The organism is Streptomyces sp. NPDC045778 (assembly GCF_056431945.1).
The window spans coordinates 14,783-32,656 of sequence record NZ_JBWKJZ010000059.1 but is presented as its reverse complement, the minus strand read 5'-3'; the positions used below and the strand labels follow the sequence as shown (position 1 = coordinate 32,656).

General features: G+C 72.8%; 1 pseudogene. It reads right to left on the bottom strand.

Features of this window, described 5'->3' with window-relative positions:
* Positions 1-108 precede the first annotated feature (108 nt).
* Positions 109-17,628: pseudogene (locus tag AC07GB_RS38775) on the bottom strand (amino acid adenylation domain-containing protein); the annotation flags it as partial.
* Positions 17,629-17,874 lie beyond the last annotated feature (246 nt).

The following is a 17,874-nucleotide window of genomic DNA, read 5'->3' as shown; positions in this document are numbered from 1 at the left end:
CTTTTTGGGGAGGCTGCTCCCCCCCCCCCCTCTGGGGGGGGGGGGGGAGAGGTTCCCCCCCCCCCCCCCCCCCCCCCCCCCCCCCCCCCCCCGCCACGTACTGCTCCGTCAGTCCGCGAGGTGGCGGCTGATGACGGCGCAGATCTCGGCCGCGACCTTGGGTGCGGTCAGACCGAAGTGGGTGGCGTGGATGTCGCTGACGCGGACATCCCCGTCGACGTACGCGTCCCAGAAGGAGGCCTGGGCCTCAGGGCTCTGGGTCGCGTTGAAGAACAGCGCGGTACCGCGGTAGACGGGCTGCGTGAACTCCTTCGCGAGGCGCACGTGCTCGGACATGATCTGGGCGCCGTTCTCGACGAGGATCCGGCGCTCGGCGTCCTCCTCCTCGCCCGGGAGGTAGCCCGCGAGGAAGTCGCGGCCCACCGACCGGTCGAGCACCACGTCCTCGGCGACGAAGGCGCTCGTCGGCGCGGCGTCCAGGAGCGCCACGAAAGGCACCTCGTGGCCGCGGCGCTGGAGTTCGGCGGCGACGGCGTGGGACAAGGTGCCGCCCATGGAGTGACCGACGAAGTGGTACGGGCCCTCCGGCTGGACCCCGAGGATCTGCTCCACGTAGTCCAGGACCATCGCCTCGAAGCTCTCCGGGATCGGCGAGCCGTCGAAACCGCGGGCCTGGATGCCGTACACCGGCCTGTCACCGAGCTGCATCGCCATGCCCAGGTACGACCAGGAGAGGCCGAAACCGGGGTGGATGAACCACACGGGAGTGCCGCTGCCGCCGCTCTTCAGCGGCAGGACCACCCCGTACGGGTCGGTGCTCTCGCCATCGGCTCCCTCGCCGCCCGCCGTGAGGTGCGCGGCGAGCTGCGCCACCGTGGGCGCCTGGAACACCACCCGCATCGGCACCTCGACCATGAGGACCGAACGGATCCGGCTGACCAGCCGCGTGGCACGCAGCGAGTGGCCTCCCAGGTCGAAGAAGCTGTCGTCGATACCGACCTTCTCCACCCCGAGGACCTGCGCGAACAGGCTCGCGAGTACCTCTTCCTGAGGCGTGCGCGGCGCGCGGTAGGCCGCCGTGCCGCTCAGGTCGGGTGCCGGGAGGGCACGGTGGTCGAGCTTGCCGTTGGGCGACAGCGGCAGGCGCTCCAGGGTGACGAAGGCGGCGGGGACCATGTAGTCCGGCAGCCGTTCGGCGACGAAGGCGCGCAGCTGCGCGGTGTCGAGTTCGGTGCCGTCCTCGGGCACCGCGTAGGCGATGAGTTGCTTGCCGCCGGCCGTGGCGCGGGCGACGACCGCCGCCTGGGTGACCCGCGGGTGGGCCGCCACCGCCGCCTCGACCTCGCCGGGCTCGATGCGGAAGCCGCGGATCTTGACCTGGGCGTCGGCGCGGCCGAGGTACTCCAGGTGCCCGTCGGCACTCCAGCGGGCGAGGTCGCCGGTGCGGTACATGCGCTGCCCCGCCGGGCCGAAGGGGTCGGCCAGGTAGCGCTCGGCGGTCTGGGCGGTGCGCTGGTGGTAGCCGCGGCCGATGCCCGCGCCGGCCAGGTACAGCTCGCCGACGGCGCCCTGCGCGACCGGGGTCAGGGACGGGGTCAGGACGTAGCCGCGCAGGTTGTTCAGCGGGCGTCCGATGGGCACCCCCGCGGCGTACGACGCCTCCGGCTCCAGGACGTGGGAGGTGACGTAGAAGGCCTCACTGGGCCCGTAGCAGTTGACGATCCTGACAGTGGGCCACTGGGCCCGGATGCGGTCGACCAGGGCCGGGGTGAGGGCCTCGCCGCCGAACAGCAGAGCCTTGGGCGTGACCCGCTCGCCGAGCTGGTCGACGAGTTCGGCGAAGGCCGAGGGCACCGAGCTGATGACGTCCAGGTCCCAGCTGTCGCGCTCGGCCAGGGCCAGGACGTCACGCACCAGCTCGACGCTGCCGCCGCGGGTGAGGGTGAAGAACAGCTCGAAGCTGGCCACGTCGAAGCCGATCGAGGTGCTCGCCAGCATCTTCGGGCCCGTTTCGAGACCGACCTCGCCCACCATGCCGTGCAGGGCGTTGACCAGGTTGGCGTGGGTCAGGCCCACGCCCTTGGGCAGGCCCGTGGAGCCCGAGGTGTAGATCTGGTACAGCAGGTGGTCGGTCAGCAGCGCCCCGGTGCGCTCGCCGTCGGAGACATCCGTACCGGAGTACGCCGACACGTCCGTCTCGTCCAGCAGCAGCCGCTCGGCCTCCACCTGCCCGGGCAGGACGCCCGCCACGGTGGTGTCGGTGAGGACGAGGCGCGGCCCGGCCGTGTCCAGGATGTGCTGGAGCCGGGTGCCCGGGTAGCCCGGGTCGATCGGGACGTAGGCGGCACCGGACTTGAGGGTCGCCAGGATCGCCACCACCAGGTCCGGCGTGCGCGGCAGGACCACGGCCACCTGGCTGTCGGGGCCGATGCCCCGCGCGATGAGGTGCCGGGCGAGCCGGTTGGCCCGCGTGTTCAGCTCCTCGTAGGTGACCTGCTCGCCCTCGTGGACGACCGCGACGGCCCCGGGGGTGCGGGCCACCTGCTCCTCCACCAGACGGATCGCCGTCTTCGCGGGCACCTCGGCCGCCGTGTCGTTGAACCGGCGCAGCACCACGTCCCGTTCGGCCTCGTCCACGAGGTCGAGCCGGGCCAGCGGGGTGTACGGGTCCGCGGCGAGCTGTTCCAGGACCCGGCCGACCAGAGTGGCGATGCGCTCGATCTCGCGGCGCTCGAAGAGGTCCTTGCGGTACTCCAGGACCGCCATGGTCAGCTCCGGGTCGGCACCCAGGGTGATCGGGTAGTGGGTGCTGCTGTGGATGCGCATGCCCGCGATCTCGACACCGGCTTCGCCGTGCGCCTCGCTCATGCCCTCCCGGTCGATCGGGAACGACTCGAAGATGATCATGCTGTCGAACAGGGTGCCCACGCCGGCCGCGTCGTGGATCTCGGTCAGGCCGAGGTTCTGGTGGTCCATCAGGACCGCCTGGCGCTCGCGCAGCCCGGTCAGCAGGTCCGCGAGGCTGTCCCGCGGGGTGAACTGCACGCGCACCGGCAGGGCGTTGATGAACAGGCCCACCATCTCGTCGATGCCCGGAACCTGGGGCGGACGGCCGGAGACCGTCGTACCGAAGACCACGTCCTGACGTCCGGTCAGGTGGCCGAGCACGACGCCCCACGCGCCTTGCAGGAGCATGTTGAGCGTGATGCCCAACTCACCTGCCCTGCGCTGGAGTTCCTGCGCCATGCCCGCGGGCAGCGGCAGCTCGACGTGCTCCGTGGCGTCCTGCCCCTCGGGGACGGCCGTGGTGGCGGCCGCGGGGGCGAGCAGCGTGGGCTCCTCGACGCCGTCAAGCTCCCGCGCCCAGGCCGCGTAGGCCTCCTCCTGGTCCTGCTTGCCGAGCCAGGCGAGGAAGTCGCGGTAGGGCCGCACCCGCGGCAGGTCCGAGGTGTCCCCGTCCGCCGCGTAGGCGCGGATGAGGTCCTGGAGCATCAGCGGGAAGGACCAGCCGTCGAACAGGACGTGGTTGACGGTGAACACCAGCTCCGAGCGGTCCTCGCCGCGCCGCACCAGGGTCATGCGCAGCATCGGCGGCGCCGCCGGGTCGAAGTGCGCGGCCTGGTCCGTCGCGAGCAGCTCCTCGAAGGCCTCCTCCTGCGCCTGCTCACCGAGGTTCCGCAGGTCCACGACCTGCCAGGGCAGGTCGACGTGGTCGAGGACGAGCTGGACCTGCTGCCCGGAGGCGCTGGACACGTAGGCGGTACGGAAGTTCGCGTACCGGTCGAGGAGCGTCTGCCCGGCCTGGCGCATCCGCTCCGGCTCCACCGGGCCGGCCAGGTGCATGGCGAACTGCACGTGGTAGGCGTCGAAGGAGGTGTCGGCCAGCTGGCTCTGGAACAGCAGGCCGGACTGCGCGTCCGTCATCGGCCACACGTCCTGGAGGCCCGGGTACTGCTCCTCCCACGCCTCCAGGTCGCGCTGGCGCACCCGCACCAGGGGTACGTCCGAGGGCGTCAGGCCGCCCGTGCCCGGCGTGGCCGCGTGCCGGGCCAGGCCTTCGAGGGCGGTGTGCCACAGGTCGGCGAGTTCCTGCGCCTCCTCGCGGGCGAGCAGCCCGCCGGGGAAGCTGAGGGAGGCGCTGAACTGCGGGCCCTGCGCGGTGTCCACGACGTAGGAGTTGACCTCCACCGTCGCCAGGGCGGGCATGTCCGCGTCCAGCTCGGCGGCGATGCCCTCCATGTCGGTGGCGATCGCCCAGCCCCCGCCCGCGCCCGGCTGGTCGCCGTCCGCGAACCGGCCCAGGTAGTTGAAGGTGACCTGCCCGGCGTGGCCCGCGCGCAGGACCTCGGCGGTCTCGGAGTTGAGGTAGCGGAGCAGGCCGTAGCCGATGCCCTTGTCCGGGATCGCGTTGAGCTGCTCCTTGACGGCCTTGATCGCGTGGCCGGCGGAGCGTCCGCCCGCGACGGCCTCGTCGATGTCGAAGCCCTCGACGCTCAGGCGCACCGGGAACATCGTGGTGAACCAGCCGACCGTGCGCGACAGGTCCACGCCCGGCGCGGCCGCCTCCTCGCGGCCGTGTCCCTCCAGGCGCAGGAGCAACGAGGACGCGGCGGTGTCATCGACGCCACGGCTCTTGCGCCACTGCGTCAGGGCCAGGGTGAGAGCGGTCAGCAGGCCGTCGTTGGGCCCGCCGTGGAAGGCGGCGGGCAGCGCCGTCAGGAGCGCCTCGGTGGCTTCGGAGGCGAGGCGCACCTCCACGGACTCCATGGTGGCGCGCACGTCCACCGCCGGGTCGAGCGGCCGGGAGCCGATCAGCGGGTCAGGGCCTTCCACGACGTCCTGCCACAGGGCGAGTTCGGCCGTGCGGCCGGGGGAGGCGGCCTCCTCCGTGAGGGCGTGGGCCCAGTGGCGCATCGAGGTGGGCACCGGGGCGAGCTGGGGCGTGCGGCCCTCGCGGACCTGCTCCCAGGCCTCGGCGAGGTCCGGGACGAGGATCCGCCAGGACACGCCGTCGACCACCAGGTGGTGGAGCACGACGATCAGGCGGCCCGCGGTCTTCGGGCCCGCGTCGAACCACACGAACCGGGCCACGTCGCCGGAGGCGGGGTCCAGCTCCCGTACGGCGGCGTCGAGCGCGGCCTTCGCCGCCTCGCGCCAGGCGGCGTCCTGCCAGTCGCCCGCGCAGGGGACGCGGCGCACCAGGGACGCGACGTCGACGGTGCCGGGCTCGGCCACCTCCAGGCCCGGCTCGTCGGCGGTGAGCAGGCGGGCGCGGAGCATGTCGTGGTGGTCGACGACCGCGGACAGGGTGGCGAGCAGACCGCTCTCGTCGATGCCGCGCGGCAGGTTCACCGCCATCGACATCACGAACCGGTCGTAGCCGCCGCCCAGTTCGGTGATGTAGCGGGCGATCGGGAGCAGCGGCATCCAGCCGACGCCGCCGCCCGCCATCTCCTCGCGGACCGCTGTGACGGGGCCGCCACTCGCGGCCGCCACGGCCAGGGCGGCCACCGTACGGCACTCGAAGACCTGCCGCGGCGTGATCTCGATGCCGTGGACGCGGGCCTTGGAGACGACCTGGATGGAGCGGATGGAGTCACCGCCGACGGCGAAGAAGTCGTCGTCGATGCCGACCCGCTCCAGGCCGAGGACCTCCGCGTAGGCGGCGGCGAGGGCCTGCTCCTCCGGGGTGCGCGGCGCCTGGTAGGCGCCGCCGGGCACCTCGGGCTCGGGCAGCGCGGCCTTGTCGAGCTTCCCGTTCGGCGTCAGCGGCAGCTCGTCCAGGAGGACGAACGACGAGGGCACCATGAACTCGGGCAGGCGGCCCGCGGCGAAGCGCCGCAGCTCCTTGGCGGAGACGCCCGCCGTGATGTCGAAGTGCTCCGCCTTCATCTCGCGGACACCGGCCGGGACGACGTAGCCGACCAGCTGCTTGCTGCCGCGCACCTCGCGGACGAGGACGACGGCCTGGGCCACGTTGTGGTGCTCGGCGAGCGCGGCCTCGATCTCGCCAGGCTCGATGCGCAGGCCGCGGAGCTTGACCTGGTCGTCGCTGCGGCCCAGGTACTCCAGCTGTCCGTCGGCGCCCTGGCGCACCACGTCACCGGTGCGGTACATCCGCGAGCCGGCCGGGCCGTAGGGGTCGGTGACGAACCGCTCGGCGGTCAGCGCGGGGCGGCCCAGGTAGCCGCGGGCCAGGCTGGGGCCCGCCACGTACAGCTCACCGGGCGTGCCCGGCGGGACCGGGGCCAGCTGCTCGTCCAGGACGCGCACCCGGTTGTCGGCCACGGCGGTGCCGATGGGGGTGTGGTCGCCGGTCAGCGGGGTGCTGATGGAGCCGCAGACGGTGGTCTCGGTGGGGCCGTAGGCGTTGACGAAGCGGCGCCCCTGCGCCCAGGCGGCGGCCAGGCCGGGCGGGCAGGCCTCGCCGCCGACGGTCACCGTACGCAGCTCCGTGAGGGTGCGCGGGGTGTCGGCGGGCAGCGCGGCGAGCACGCTGGGGGGCAGCATCACATGGGTGACGCGGCGCTCCGCGAGGGTGCGCACCAGGTCGTCGCCGACCAGGCGCCGCTCGGCCGGGACGATCAGGGCCGCGCCGGTGGTCAGGGACTGCACCAGCTCCCAGAACGCGGCGTCGAAGCTGGGCGCCGCGACCTGGAGGACACGCGCGTCCGGGGTGAGGCCGAGCCGCTCCTGGGTGGAGTGGCTGAGCGCCGCGATGCCCTCGTGGGTGACGGTGACGCCCTTGGGGCGGCCCGTGGAGCCCGAGGTGTAGATGACGTACGCCGGGTGACGCAGCGTCAGACCGGTCTCGGGGGCGCTGTCCGGGCCGGACCGCCAGGCCGCCTGGACCTCGTCCGTGTCGACGGCCACGACGTCGGTCGCCAGGCCCTCCGGCAGGTCTTCGAGCGCGGCCCGCGTCACCAGGAGGGCGGCGGGGGCGGCGTCGTCGACCATGTACGTGATGCGGTCGGCCGGGTAGTCCAGGTCGACGGGCATGTACGCGGCGCCCGCCTTCAGGATGCCCAGGGCCACCGCCACCTGCTCCGCCGAGCGCGGCATGGCCACGGCCACCTGCTGCTCCAGGCCGATCCCGCGCGCGGTGAGCCAGTGGGCGACGCGGTTGGCCCGCGCGTCGAGTTCCGCGTACGACCACGTGACGTCGGCCGACTCCACCGCCGGGGCCTGTGGGGCGGCCTGCACCCGGGCCGCGAACAGCTCCGGGAAGGTCGCGGGCACGGCCACCTGCTCCGGCTGCTCCCGCTCGGCCGCGAGCAGCCGGCCGCGCTCCTCGGGGGTGAGCAGGTCGGCGTAGCTGATGCGGTGCGAGGGGTTGGTGACCGCGGTGGTCAGGAGCCGCTTCCAGCGGGTGATCAGCGTCTCGATGGTGGAGGCGTCGAACAGCTCGTCGGAGTACTCGGCCGCGATGGTGATGCCCGCGGGCCTGGTGCGGTCCTCGAAGGTCTCGTCGAGGCTCAGGAGCAGGTCGTAGCGGGCGGTTCCGGTGCCGGAGCCGTCGGCCCGCACGCGCAGGCCGGGCAGCTCGAACTGGGCCGCCTCGTTGTTCTGGAGCGCCAGGGCGATCTGGAAGAGCGGGTGGACGGACGGCGAGCGCTCCGGGTTGAGCTTCTCCACCAGGGACTCGAAGGGGATGTCCTGGTGGGAGTACGCGGCCAGGCTGGTCTTGCGCACCTGGGCGAGCAGCTCGGCGAAGGTCGGGTCGCCCGAGGTGTCCGTCCGCAGCACCAGCAGGTTCACGAACAGGCCGACGAGGTCCTTGAGGTTCTCGTCGGTCCGCCCGGCGATGCCACTGCCCACCGAGATGTCCGTGCCCGCGCCCAGGCGGGTCAGCAGGGCGGCCATGGTGGTCTGGAGCACCATGAACGGCGTGGTGCCGGTGGCCTTGGCCAGCTCCGCGATGCCCTGGTGCAGCTCGGCGTCGAGGGTGAAGCGCAGCAGGTCACCGGTGCCCTTGAGCACGGCGGGGCGAGGCCGGTCGGTGGGGATGGTGACCTTCTCCGGCAGCCCGGCCAGCTGCTCGGCCCAGTAGGCGTACTGCTTGTTGAAGAGGCTGTCGGGGTCGCTCTCGTCGCCGAGCAGCTCGTGCTGCCACAGCGTGTAGTCGGCGTACTGCACGGGCAGTTCGGCCCACTGCGGGGCGGCGCCGCCCACGCGTGCCGTGTAGGCGGCGGCCAGGTCCAGGGCCAGCGGCGCGTAGGACCAGCCGTCGGCCGCGATGTGGTGGACCACGAGGGAGAGGACGGACTCCTGCGGGCCGCTGCGGAACAGCTGGGCGCGCAGGGGCAGTTCGCTCTCCAGGGCGAAGGCGTACCGGGCCGCTTCGGTGAGGGCCCCGGCCAGCTCGTCCTCGCTGTCGACGTCGCGCACGGCCAGGGTGATCCGCGCCTGGTCGACGGGGTGGATGTGCTGCTCGGGCCTGCCGTTGACGGCGGGGAAGACGGTGCGCAGCGTCTCGTGGCGGGCCACGAGGTCGTTGAGGGCCGTCTCCAGGGCCGCGATGTCGAGTTCACCGCTCAGCCGGAGCACGATCGGCATGTTGTACGTCGCCGAGGGGCCCTCGAACTGGTCGACGAACCACAGGCGCTGCTGGGCGAAGGAGAGCGGCAGGTGCTCGGGCCGCTCGGCGACGCGGACCAGGGGCGCCTGGGTGCGGACGCTGCCGTCCAGGTGCGGCACGATCCCCGCCACCGTCGGGTGGGAGAAGAAGGTGCGCAGCTCGACCTCGGCGCCGAGGGTGGCGCGGATGCGGCTGATGAGCTTGGTGGCGAGCAGCGAGTGACCGCCCAGGTCGAAGAAGTTGTCGTCGACGCTGACCCGCTCCAGGTCCAGGACCTCGGCGAACAGGTCGCACAGCAGCTCTTCCTGGAGGGTGCGCGGGGCCCGGCCGCCGGACTGCGCCGACAGGTCGGGGGCGGGAAGGGCCCTGCGGTCGAGCTTGCCGTTGGCGGCGAGCGGCACGGAGGCGATGGCGACCACGGACGCGGGCACCAGGTGGGCGGGGAGCCGCTCCTGGAGGTAGCCGCGCAGGGAGCCGACCAGGGCGCCGATCTGCGTGGCCGCCGCCGGGTCGCTGGACAGCATCAGGTCGGCGCGCCCCGACGGGACGAAGGCGCCCCGCACCGGCCGCTCGACGGCGCCCGCGTCGGTCAGGACGATGGCGTCGAAGCTCTCGCCCGCCGCCGCCGACCACGTCATGAGGACGCTCCAGCCGTGCGAGGCGGCCCAGGCGCGCAGGGCCTCCGGGTCGACGGCGGACGCGGCCGCGGGAGCCGCGTCGACGATCTTGACCTCGGCGGCCCACTCGGCCTCCTCGATCATCCGGGCGTTCAGGATGCCGGTGACGCGCAGCGCCGGTCCTTCCTGGGCGCGGACCAGCTCTTCGAGGGCGGAGAGGTCACCGGCCTGACGCTCCCAGTCCACGGCGGGCGCGTCGCCGACGTCGAGCGCGTCCACCGGGTCCTTGTGCACGAAGATCTCGTAGCGGTGGCGGGTCAGCTCGTTGTGGGCCCGGCCCGGCTTGAGGCGGATGTCCACCGCGGCCGCGCCGTGCTTCTCGCCGAACTGGTGGAACCATTCGGGGTCCAGGACCAGTTCGGGCTCGGTGAGGATCGAGCGGGCGATGGCCGCGTGGGCCGCCGCCGGGCTCTCGTTCGGGTACTGGGTGCGCTGCACGCCGGTGCGCATCAGGTGCAGCGTGCCCGCGTTGCGGACGTCACCGACTACGATCCGGCCGCCCGGCGCGAGCAGGTCGAGGGCCTTGGCGAGGACGTCGTCCAGGTACGCGGCGTGCGGGAAGTACTGGATCACCGAGTTCAGGACCACGGTGTCGAAGTGGCCGCGGGGCAGACCGGTGGTGTCGTCGGCGGTCTGGTGGCGCAGGGTGACCTTGTCGGCGAACCCGGCCTGCTCGACCTCCTGGGTGAGGCGGCCGATGACCTGGGAGGACAGGTCGGTGGCCCAGTACTCCTCGATGCGCTCGTCGTTGAGGAGGTGGCCCATCAGGAGGCCGGAGCCGACGCCCAGTTCCAGGATGCGGCGCGGTCCGGTGCGCAGGATCTGCGCGACCGCGGCGTCACGCCAGTCGCGCATCTCCTCCAGCGGGATCTCCTCGCCGGTGTAGCTGGAGTTCCAGCCGGTGAAGTCCTCGCCCCACTCGGTGCCGGTGGCGGAGTAGACCTCGTCGTAGATCTGCTCCCACTCGTCGACCTGCTTGGCGGACTCCTCGATGTACTCCGTGCCGTCCAGGTCCGGGACCACGTAGGCGATGAGCTGCTTGTCGCCGGCGCTCTCGTGCGGGACCACGACCGCCTGGCCGACGGCCGGGTGGGTGGCCAGGGCGGCCTCGATCTCGGCGGGCTCCACGCGCACGCCGCGGATCTTGATCTGGTCGTCCTCGCGGCCGACGTACTCGATCTGCCCCTCGGCGTTCCAGCGGCCCAGGTCACCGGTGCGGTACATGCGGTGTCCCGCCGGGCCGTAGGGGTCGGCCACGAAGCGCTCGGCGGTCAGCTCCGCCTGGCCGTAGTAGCCGCGGGCGATGTTCCCCGCGACGTACAGCTCGCCCACCACGCCCGGCGGCACCGGGGCCAGGCCCGGGCCGAGGATGTAGGTGCGCATGTTGCCCAGCGGGGTGCCGACGGGGGTGTTGTCGGTGGCCTGCCACTCGGTTCCCGCCTCCAGGGCGAAGGTGGTGGCGTAGAAGGACTCGGTCTGGCCGTAGGCGTTGACGACCCGCACGTCGGGCAGCAGCTCGCGGATGCGGTGCGCGAGGGTGGCGGGCAGGGCCTCACCGGCGAAGATGACCGTCTCGAGGGCGCTCATCTCGGGCAGCCGCTCGCCCAGTTCGGCGAAGACCGACGGCACGGTGTGGATCACGCTGGCCGTCACCTCCTGGCGCTCGGCCAGGACCAGGGCGTCCCGGACGACCTCGATGGTGCCGCCCTCGGCCAGGGTCGTGACGACCTCGAACACCGAGACGTCGAAGTTGACCGAGGCGTTGGCGAACATCCGCGTCTCCGCGGAGACACCGACCCGCTCCGCCAGGCGCAGCACGACGTTGACCACGTTCGCGTGGCTGATCACCACACCCTTGGGGGTGCCGGTGGAGCCGGAGGTGTACATCACGTACGCCGCGTTGTGCGGCCGCGCCGACGCCAACTCGCCGCTTTCGGCGGGGCCTTCGAGGTCCAGGTCGCCCAGGAACAGCGACGGCACGTCCGTCTCGGGCAGGACGCCCGCGGTGTCGGCGTCGGTCAGGACCAGCTGCGGGCGCGCGGTGGACAGGATGTGGCCCAGACGCGCGCTCGGGTACTTCGGGTCGATCGGCAGATACGCGCCGCCCGCCTTGAGGATGCCGAGCATGCCGGTGACCAGGTCGGCCGAGCGCGGCAGCGCCAGGCCCACCACGGTCTCCGCTCCCACGCCGCGGCGCTTCAGCTCGTGGGCGAGCCGGGTCGCGCGGGCGTCCAGCTCGGCGTAGGTGAAGGACACGTCGTCGAAGGTCACCGCGGTCTTGTGCGGCACCAGGGCGACCTGCCGCGCGAAGAGACCGGGGATGGTCAGCTCGGGCGTCTCGGCGGCCGTGTCGTTGACCGCGGCGATCTGCGCGCGCTCGGCGGGCTCCAGCAGGTCGATCGAGCCGAAGGGGGCCTCGGGGTCCTCGGCCAGCTGCTCCAGGACCCGGCCAAGGCGCACGGCGATCTCCTGCGCGCGCTCCTGGTCCAGCAGGTGGTGCTGGTGCTGGAGGCTCACCTTCAGGTGCGGCTCCGCCACCGCGATGACCGTCAGCGGGTAGTGGGTGCCGCTGAGCGGGCTGATCCCGGTCACCGAGATCCCGGCGGCCGAGTACGCCTCGCTGAGCGCGGCGCTGTCGATCGGGTACGACTCGAAGACCACCATCGTGTCGAACAGCGCCCGCAGGCCCGTGCTCTGGTGCAGGTCGAGCAGACCGTGGTGGTGGTGGTCGAGGAGCGCGCCCTGGCGGTCCTGGAGGGTGCTCAGGACGCCGCCCAGGGAGGTGCCCGGGGCGCAGTCCACGCGTACCGGCAGGGTGTTGATGAACAGGCCCACCATCTCGTCCACGCCCGCCACCTGGGGCGGCCGGCCCGAGACCGTGGCGCCGAACACCACGTCCTGACGTCCGGTCAGGCCCGCGAGGAGCATGGCCCAGGCGCCCTGGACCACGGTGTTCAGGGTCACGCCCAGCTCGCCGGCGCGGCGCGAGAGCGCACGGGACTGCTCCGCCGTGAGCGGCACGTCGATCTGCCCCGCCCCCGAGGACTCGCCCTGCTCCTGCGTGCCGGCCGGCAGCAGCAGCGTGGGCTCCTCCACGCCCTGGAGTTCCTCGGCCCAGGCGCGCACGGTGGCGTCCTTGTCCTGGCGCGAGAGCCAGGCCAGGAAGTCACGGTAGTTACGCGGCTTGCCGAGGGCGGAGGCGTCCCCGGCGGTGCCGTACAGGCGCATCAGGTCCTGCATGATCAGCGGGATCGACCAGCCGTCGAACAGGGCGTGGTGCGCGGTGAAGACCAGCTCCCACGCCTCGGCGGACAGCTTGACGAGGGACATCCGCACCAGCGGGGCCGTGGCCGCCTCGAAGCGGGTGCCGTGCTCGGCGGCCAGGAACCGCTTGAGCCGCTCCTCGCGCTCCGCGCCCTCGAAGCCGCTCAAGTCCTCTTCGTGCCACGGGAGTTCCACGTGGGCCTGGATGATCTGGACGCGGTCACCGGCACGGTCGGTGGTGAACGCGGCCCGCAGGTTGGGGTAGCGGTCAAGCAGCGCCTGCCCGGCCGCCCGCATCCGCTGCGGCTCGACGGCACCGGCCAGGTGGAAGTCGAACTGCATCTGGTAGGCGTCGAAGGCCGCGCCGGCCAGTTCGGTGTGGAACAGCAGGCCGCTCTGCATCGCGGTCAGCGGCAGCACGTCGGTCAGGCCCGCGTAGGTCTGCTCCCACGCGTCGAGGTCGCCCTGGCTCACCGTGACCAGCGGCACGTCGGAGGGGGTCAGGCCGCCCGCGGACGGCTGTGCGGCGTGCTGCGCGAGGCCTTCGAGCGCGGTGCTCCACAGCTCGGCCAGCTCCTCGACCTCGGCCTGCGTGAAGAGGCCGGAGGGGTAGTCGAGGCGGGCGGCCAGGCGCGGGCCCTGCTCGCCGTCGGCGACGTACGCGGTGACGTTGAGCGCGGCGAGGGCGGGCATGGCCGAGTCCAGCTCCGCCACCAGCTCGGTGGTGCCCTCGACCTGGGTGAAGCCAAGGCCCCGCAGGTTCTCCGGCATGTTCGCCGAACCCGCGTAGTGGCCGAGGTAGTTGAAGGAGACCTGGCCCGTGGAGTACCGCTTGAGGACGTCGGCGGTCTCCGGGTTGAGGTAGCGCAGGAGGCCGTAGCCGATGCCCTTGTCCGGCACGGCGAGCAGCTGCTCCTTGACCGCCTTGACGGCGGTGCCCGCGGCGGCGCCGCCGGCGAGGGCCTCGTCCACGTCGACGCCCGCCACGTCCAGGCGGACGGGGTACATGCTGGTGAACCAGCCCACCGTGCGCGACAGGTCGGCGCCGGGTGCCGCGGCCTCCTCGCGGCCGTGGCCCTCCATGCGCAGGAGCAGCGAGGACGCGGCGGTGTCGGCGACACCGCGCTGCCCCCGCCACTTGGCCACCGCGAGGGCGAGCGCGGCGAGCAGTCCGTCGTTGACGCCGCCGCGGTAGGCCGCGGGCAGGCTCGTGAGGAGCGCTTCCGTGGCCGCCGCCGACAGTTCCTTGCGTACGTAGGCGATGGTCGCGATGGTGTCGACGGCCGGGTCCAGCGGACGGCTGCCGAGGACGGGGTCGGGGCCCGCGACGATGGAGCGCCACAGGGCCAGCTCCGCGCCGCGCTCGGCGGACACGGCCTCGTCGGCCAGGGCGTGGGCCCAGCGGCGCGCGGAGGTGCCCACCGGCGCGAGGTCCGGGGTGCGGCCCTCGCGGACGTCCTTCCAGGCGGCCGCCAGGTCGGGCAGCAGGATGCTCCAGGAGACGCCGTCGACGACGAGGTGGTGCAGGACGAGGATGAGCCGGCCGGCGCGCTCGGTGCCCGCGTCGAACCACACGAAGCGCGCCATGACCCCGGCCTCGGCGGCCAGGCGGTCGGCGGCGGCGTCGAGTTCGGCGGCGGCCTGCTCGCGCCAGCCGTCCGCCCAGGTGCCGTCGCAGGCGATCCGGTGGATGAGCGCGGCGGCGTCGACGGTGCCGGGGGCGGACGCCTCCAGGCCCGGGGTGTCCCCGGTGACCAGGCGTGAGCGTAGCGCGTCGTGCCGGTCGAGCACCGCGGAGAGCGTCGCGACGAGGGCGGCCTCGTCCATGCCGACGGGAAGGTCGACGGTCATCGACATGGTGAACCGGTCGACTCCGGTGCCCAGTTCGTCGAGCCAGTGGCCCACCGGCAGATGCGGCATGAAGCCGGTTCCGCCGCCCTCCAGCTCCTCCAGGACCGGGCCTGCCTGCGCCCCGGCGGCGGCGATCTCGGCCAGCTCCGCGACCGTGCGCGCCTCGAAGATCTGCCGCGGCGTGACCTCCACACCGCGCACCCGCGCCCGCGCCACCACCTGGATGGAGCGGATGCTGTCACCGCCGACGGCGAAGAAGTCGTCGTCGATGCCGACCCGCTCCAGACCGAGCACGTCGGAGTACACCCCGGCGAGGATCTCCTCCACCTCGTTGCGCGGCGCGCGGTAGTCGCTGCCGGTGAACTCCGGCTCGGGCAGCGCCTTGCGGTCCAGCTTGCCGTTGGGGTCCAGCGGAAGCCGGTCGAGCATCACGAACACCGAGGGCACCATGAACTCCGGCAGCCGCTCGGAGACGAACTTGCGCAGCTCGCGCGAGGAGACCGCGGCCGTCAGGTCGACGTCCAGGTCGCCCACGTTCGCCACCACGCCGGGTTCGGACTCCCACAGCTGCGTGGCCACCACATAGCCGACCAGCTGCGTGCTGCCCTGGTGCTGACGCGTGACCACCGCGGCCTTGGCCACACCCGGGTGGGCGGTCAGCGCCGCCTCCACCTCACCGGGCTCGATCCGGAAGCCGCGCACCTTGACCTGCGCGTCGTCACGGCCCACGTACTCCAGCTGCCCGTGGTCGTTCCAGCGGGCCAGGTCACCGGTGCGGTACATGCGGTGCCCCGCCGGACCGTAGGGGTCGGCGACGAAGCGCTCGGCGGTAAGGCCCGCCTGGCCGAAGTAGCCTCGCGCCACCTCGCCCGCCACGTACAGCTCGCCCACCACGCCCGGCGCCACCGGCTTCAGGCCCGTGCCGAGGACGTAGGTGCGCATGTTGCCGAGCGGGACGCCGATGGGCGCGCCGGCCGTGCCGGTCCAGCCCTCCTCGGCGTGGAAGGCGGTCGCGTAGAACGACTCGGTCTGCCCGTACGGGTTGATCACCCGCACGCCCGGGATCGCCTCACGCGCCCGCTCCACCAGCGAGGCCGACAGGGCCTCGCCGCCGAAGACCACCGTGTCGGCCTGGATCTTGCCGCCCACCTGGTCAAGGAGTTCGGCGAACACCGAAGGGACCGAGCTGATCACGCTGCCGGACCAGCCGCCGCGCTCGGCGACCACCAGCGCGTCACGGACCACCTCGACCGTGCCGCCCACCGCCAGCGTGGTGACGATCTCGAACACCGAGACGTCGAAGTTCACCGACGTCCCCGCGAGCGTCCGCGAGCCGGACTCCAGGCCCACCACCTCGGCGAGGCGCGTCACGCCGTTCACCACGCCGACGTGCGTGACCGCGACGCCCTTGGGCTTGCCCGTGGAGCCGGAGGTGTACATCACGAACGCGGTGTTGTGCGGGTGCAGCGCGGCCGCGGGGGTGTCGGCCGCGCCGCTCTCCAGGTCGAGGTCGTCGAGCCGGAGCCGCGGGGTGTCGCCCGCGGGCAGCACCGACTCCGTGTCGGAGTCGGTCAGGATCAGCTGCGGGCGGGCCTCGGAGAGGATGTGACCGAGGCGGGCACTGGGGTAGCGCGGGTCGATGGGCACATAGGCCGCACCGGACTTGAGGATGCCGAGCAGGGCGGTGACCAGGTCAGCGGTACGCGGCACCGCGAGGCCGATCAGCGTCTCGGGGCCCGCGCCCCGCCGGATCAGCTCGTGCGCCAGGCGGTTGGCGCGCTCGTCCAGCTCCCGGTAGGTGAAGTCCTGCGCGTCGGAGGTGACCGCGATGGCGTCCGGGGTCAGCGCGGCGCGGCGCTCGAAGAGCTGGGCGACGGTGCCCTCGGGGGTCGGCTCCGCGGTCTCGTTGCGCCCGGCCAGGAGGTCCCGCTCGGCGGCGGACAGGACGTCCACCGCGCCGAGCCGGGCGGTGGGCTCGGCCGCGATACGGCGCAGGATGCGCAGGAAGCGGTCGCCCATCTCCTCGACGGTGGCCCGGTCGAAGAGGTCGGTGGCGTACTCCAGGTGGCAGTGCACGCGGCCCTGCTCGTCGGAGGAGAAGTTGAACTCCAGGTCGAACTTGGACGTCTCGTTCGCGATGGCCTTGAGCTGGACGGCCAGGCCCGGCAGCTCCAGCTCGACCAGGGCGGTGCTCTGCCAGCTGAACATCACCTGGAAGAAGGGGTGGTACGCGGTGGAGCGCTCCGGGTTCAGCGCTTCGACGAGCCGCTCGAAGGGCACGTCCTGGTTCTCGTACGCGCCGAGGGCCTTGTCCTGGACGCGGTCGAGGACCTGCTCGAGGGTGGGGTTGCCCGAGAGGTCCGCGCGCAGCACCCAGGTGTTGACGAAGAAGCCGACGAGGTCGGTGAGCGCGCTGTCGGTGCGTCCCGCGACGGTCTGGCCGATGGAGACGTCCTCGCCCGCGCCGAGGTGGTGCAGCAGCATGGCGAGGGTCGACTGCATCATCATCGCGCGCGTCAGGCCGCGCCGGCTGCCCACCTCGTCGACGGCGGCCGCGAGGTCGGCGTCGACCGTGAAGACGACCACGTCGCCCTGGTGGGAGGCCTTCGAGGGGCGCGGGCGGTCCGTGGGCAGGCGCAGCTGCTGCGGCGCGCCGTCCAGCTCGCGGCGCCAGTAGTCGAGCTGGGTGTGCAGCACGCTGCCGGGGGTGTCGCCGTCGCCGAGGTACTCCCGCTGCCACAGCGTGTAGTCCTTGTACTGGACGGGCAGTTCGGGCCAGTCGGGCGCCTGGGACCGCGTCCGGGCGGTGTAGGCGGTGGCCAGGTCCCGGCTCAGCGGCACGATCGACTCGCCGTCGGCGGCGGCGTGGTGCACCACGAGGACCAGCAGGTGCGCGTCCGGCGCCGTGCGCAGCAGCCGCGCCCGCACCGGTATCTCGTGGGAGAGGTCGAATCGGTAGGCGGCGGCCTCGGCCGTCGCGGCGTCCACGCCCTCGGGGGCCACGTCGACGACCGGCAGGTCAAGCGGGAGGCCGTCGGCGGGCTCGATCCGCTGCACGGGCCTGCCCTCGGCGTCCTCGACGAACAGCGTGCGCAGGCTCTCGTGCCGGGTCACGACGTCGCGCAGCGCCAGGCGCAGGGCGGCGACGTCCAGCGCTCCGTCCAGCTGCAGCACGAACGGGATGTTGTACGTGGCCGACGGGCCCTCGAGCCGGTCGATGAACCACAGCCGGCGCTGCGCAAAGGACAGAGGGATCATTTCGCGTTAACTCCTCGGTGGGTCTTCCTGCACAGACGGGCCAATTGCAAGCGCAAAGGTGGGCGCCGGTGGCGCGCGAACTCGACGTCCGTGGGTTTCGTGAATCTCGAAAGGGCGAGCCGGTCTGTCATCCGTCTCGTGCCTGCCGCGCAATGCGCCTCGGTCGGGCGGCGGGCGGGCACTTCGGGCTGATGGCGGAGCGACACTTACTTTTCCCGCAGCGACCCGCGGGGTCAAGCGAATTCA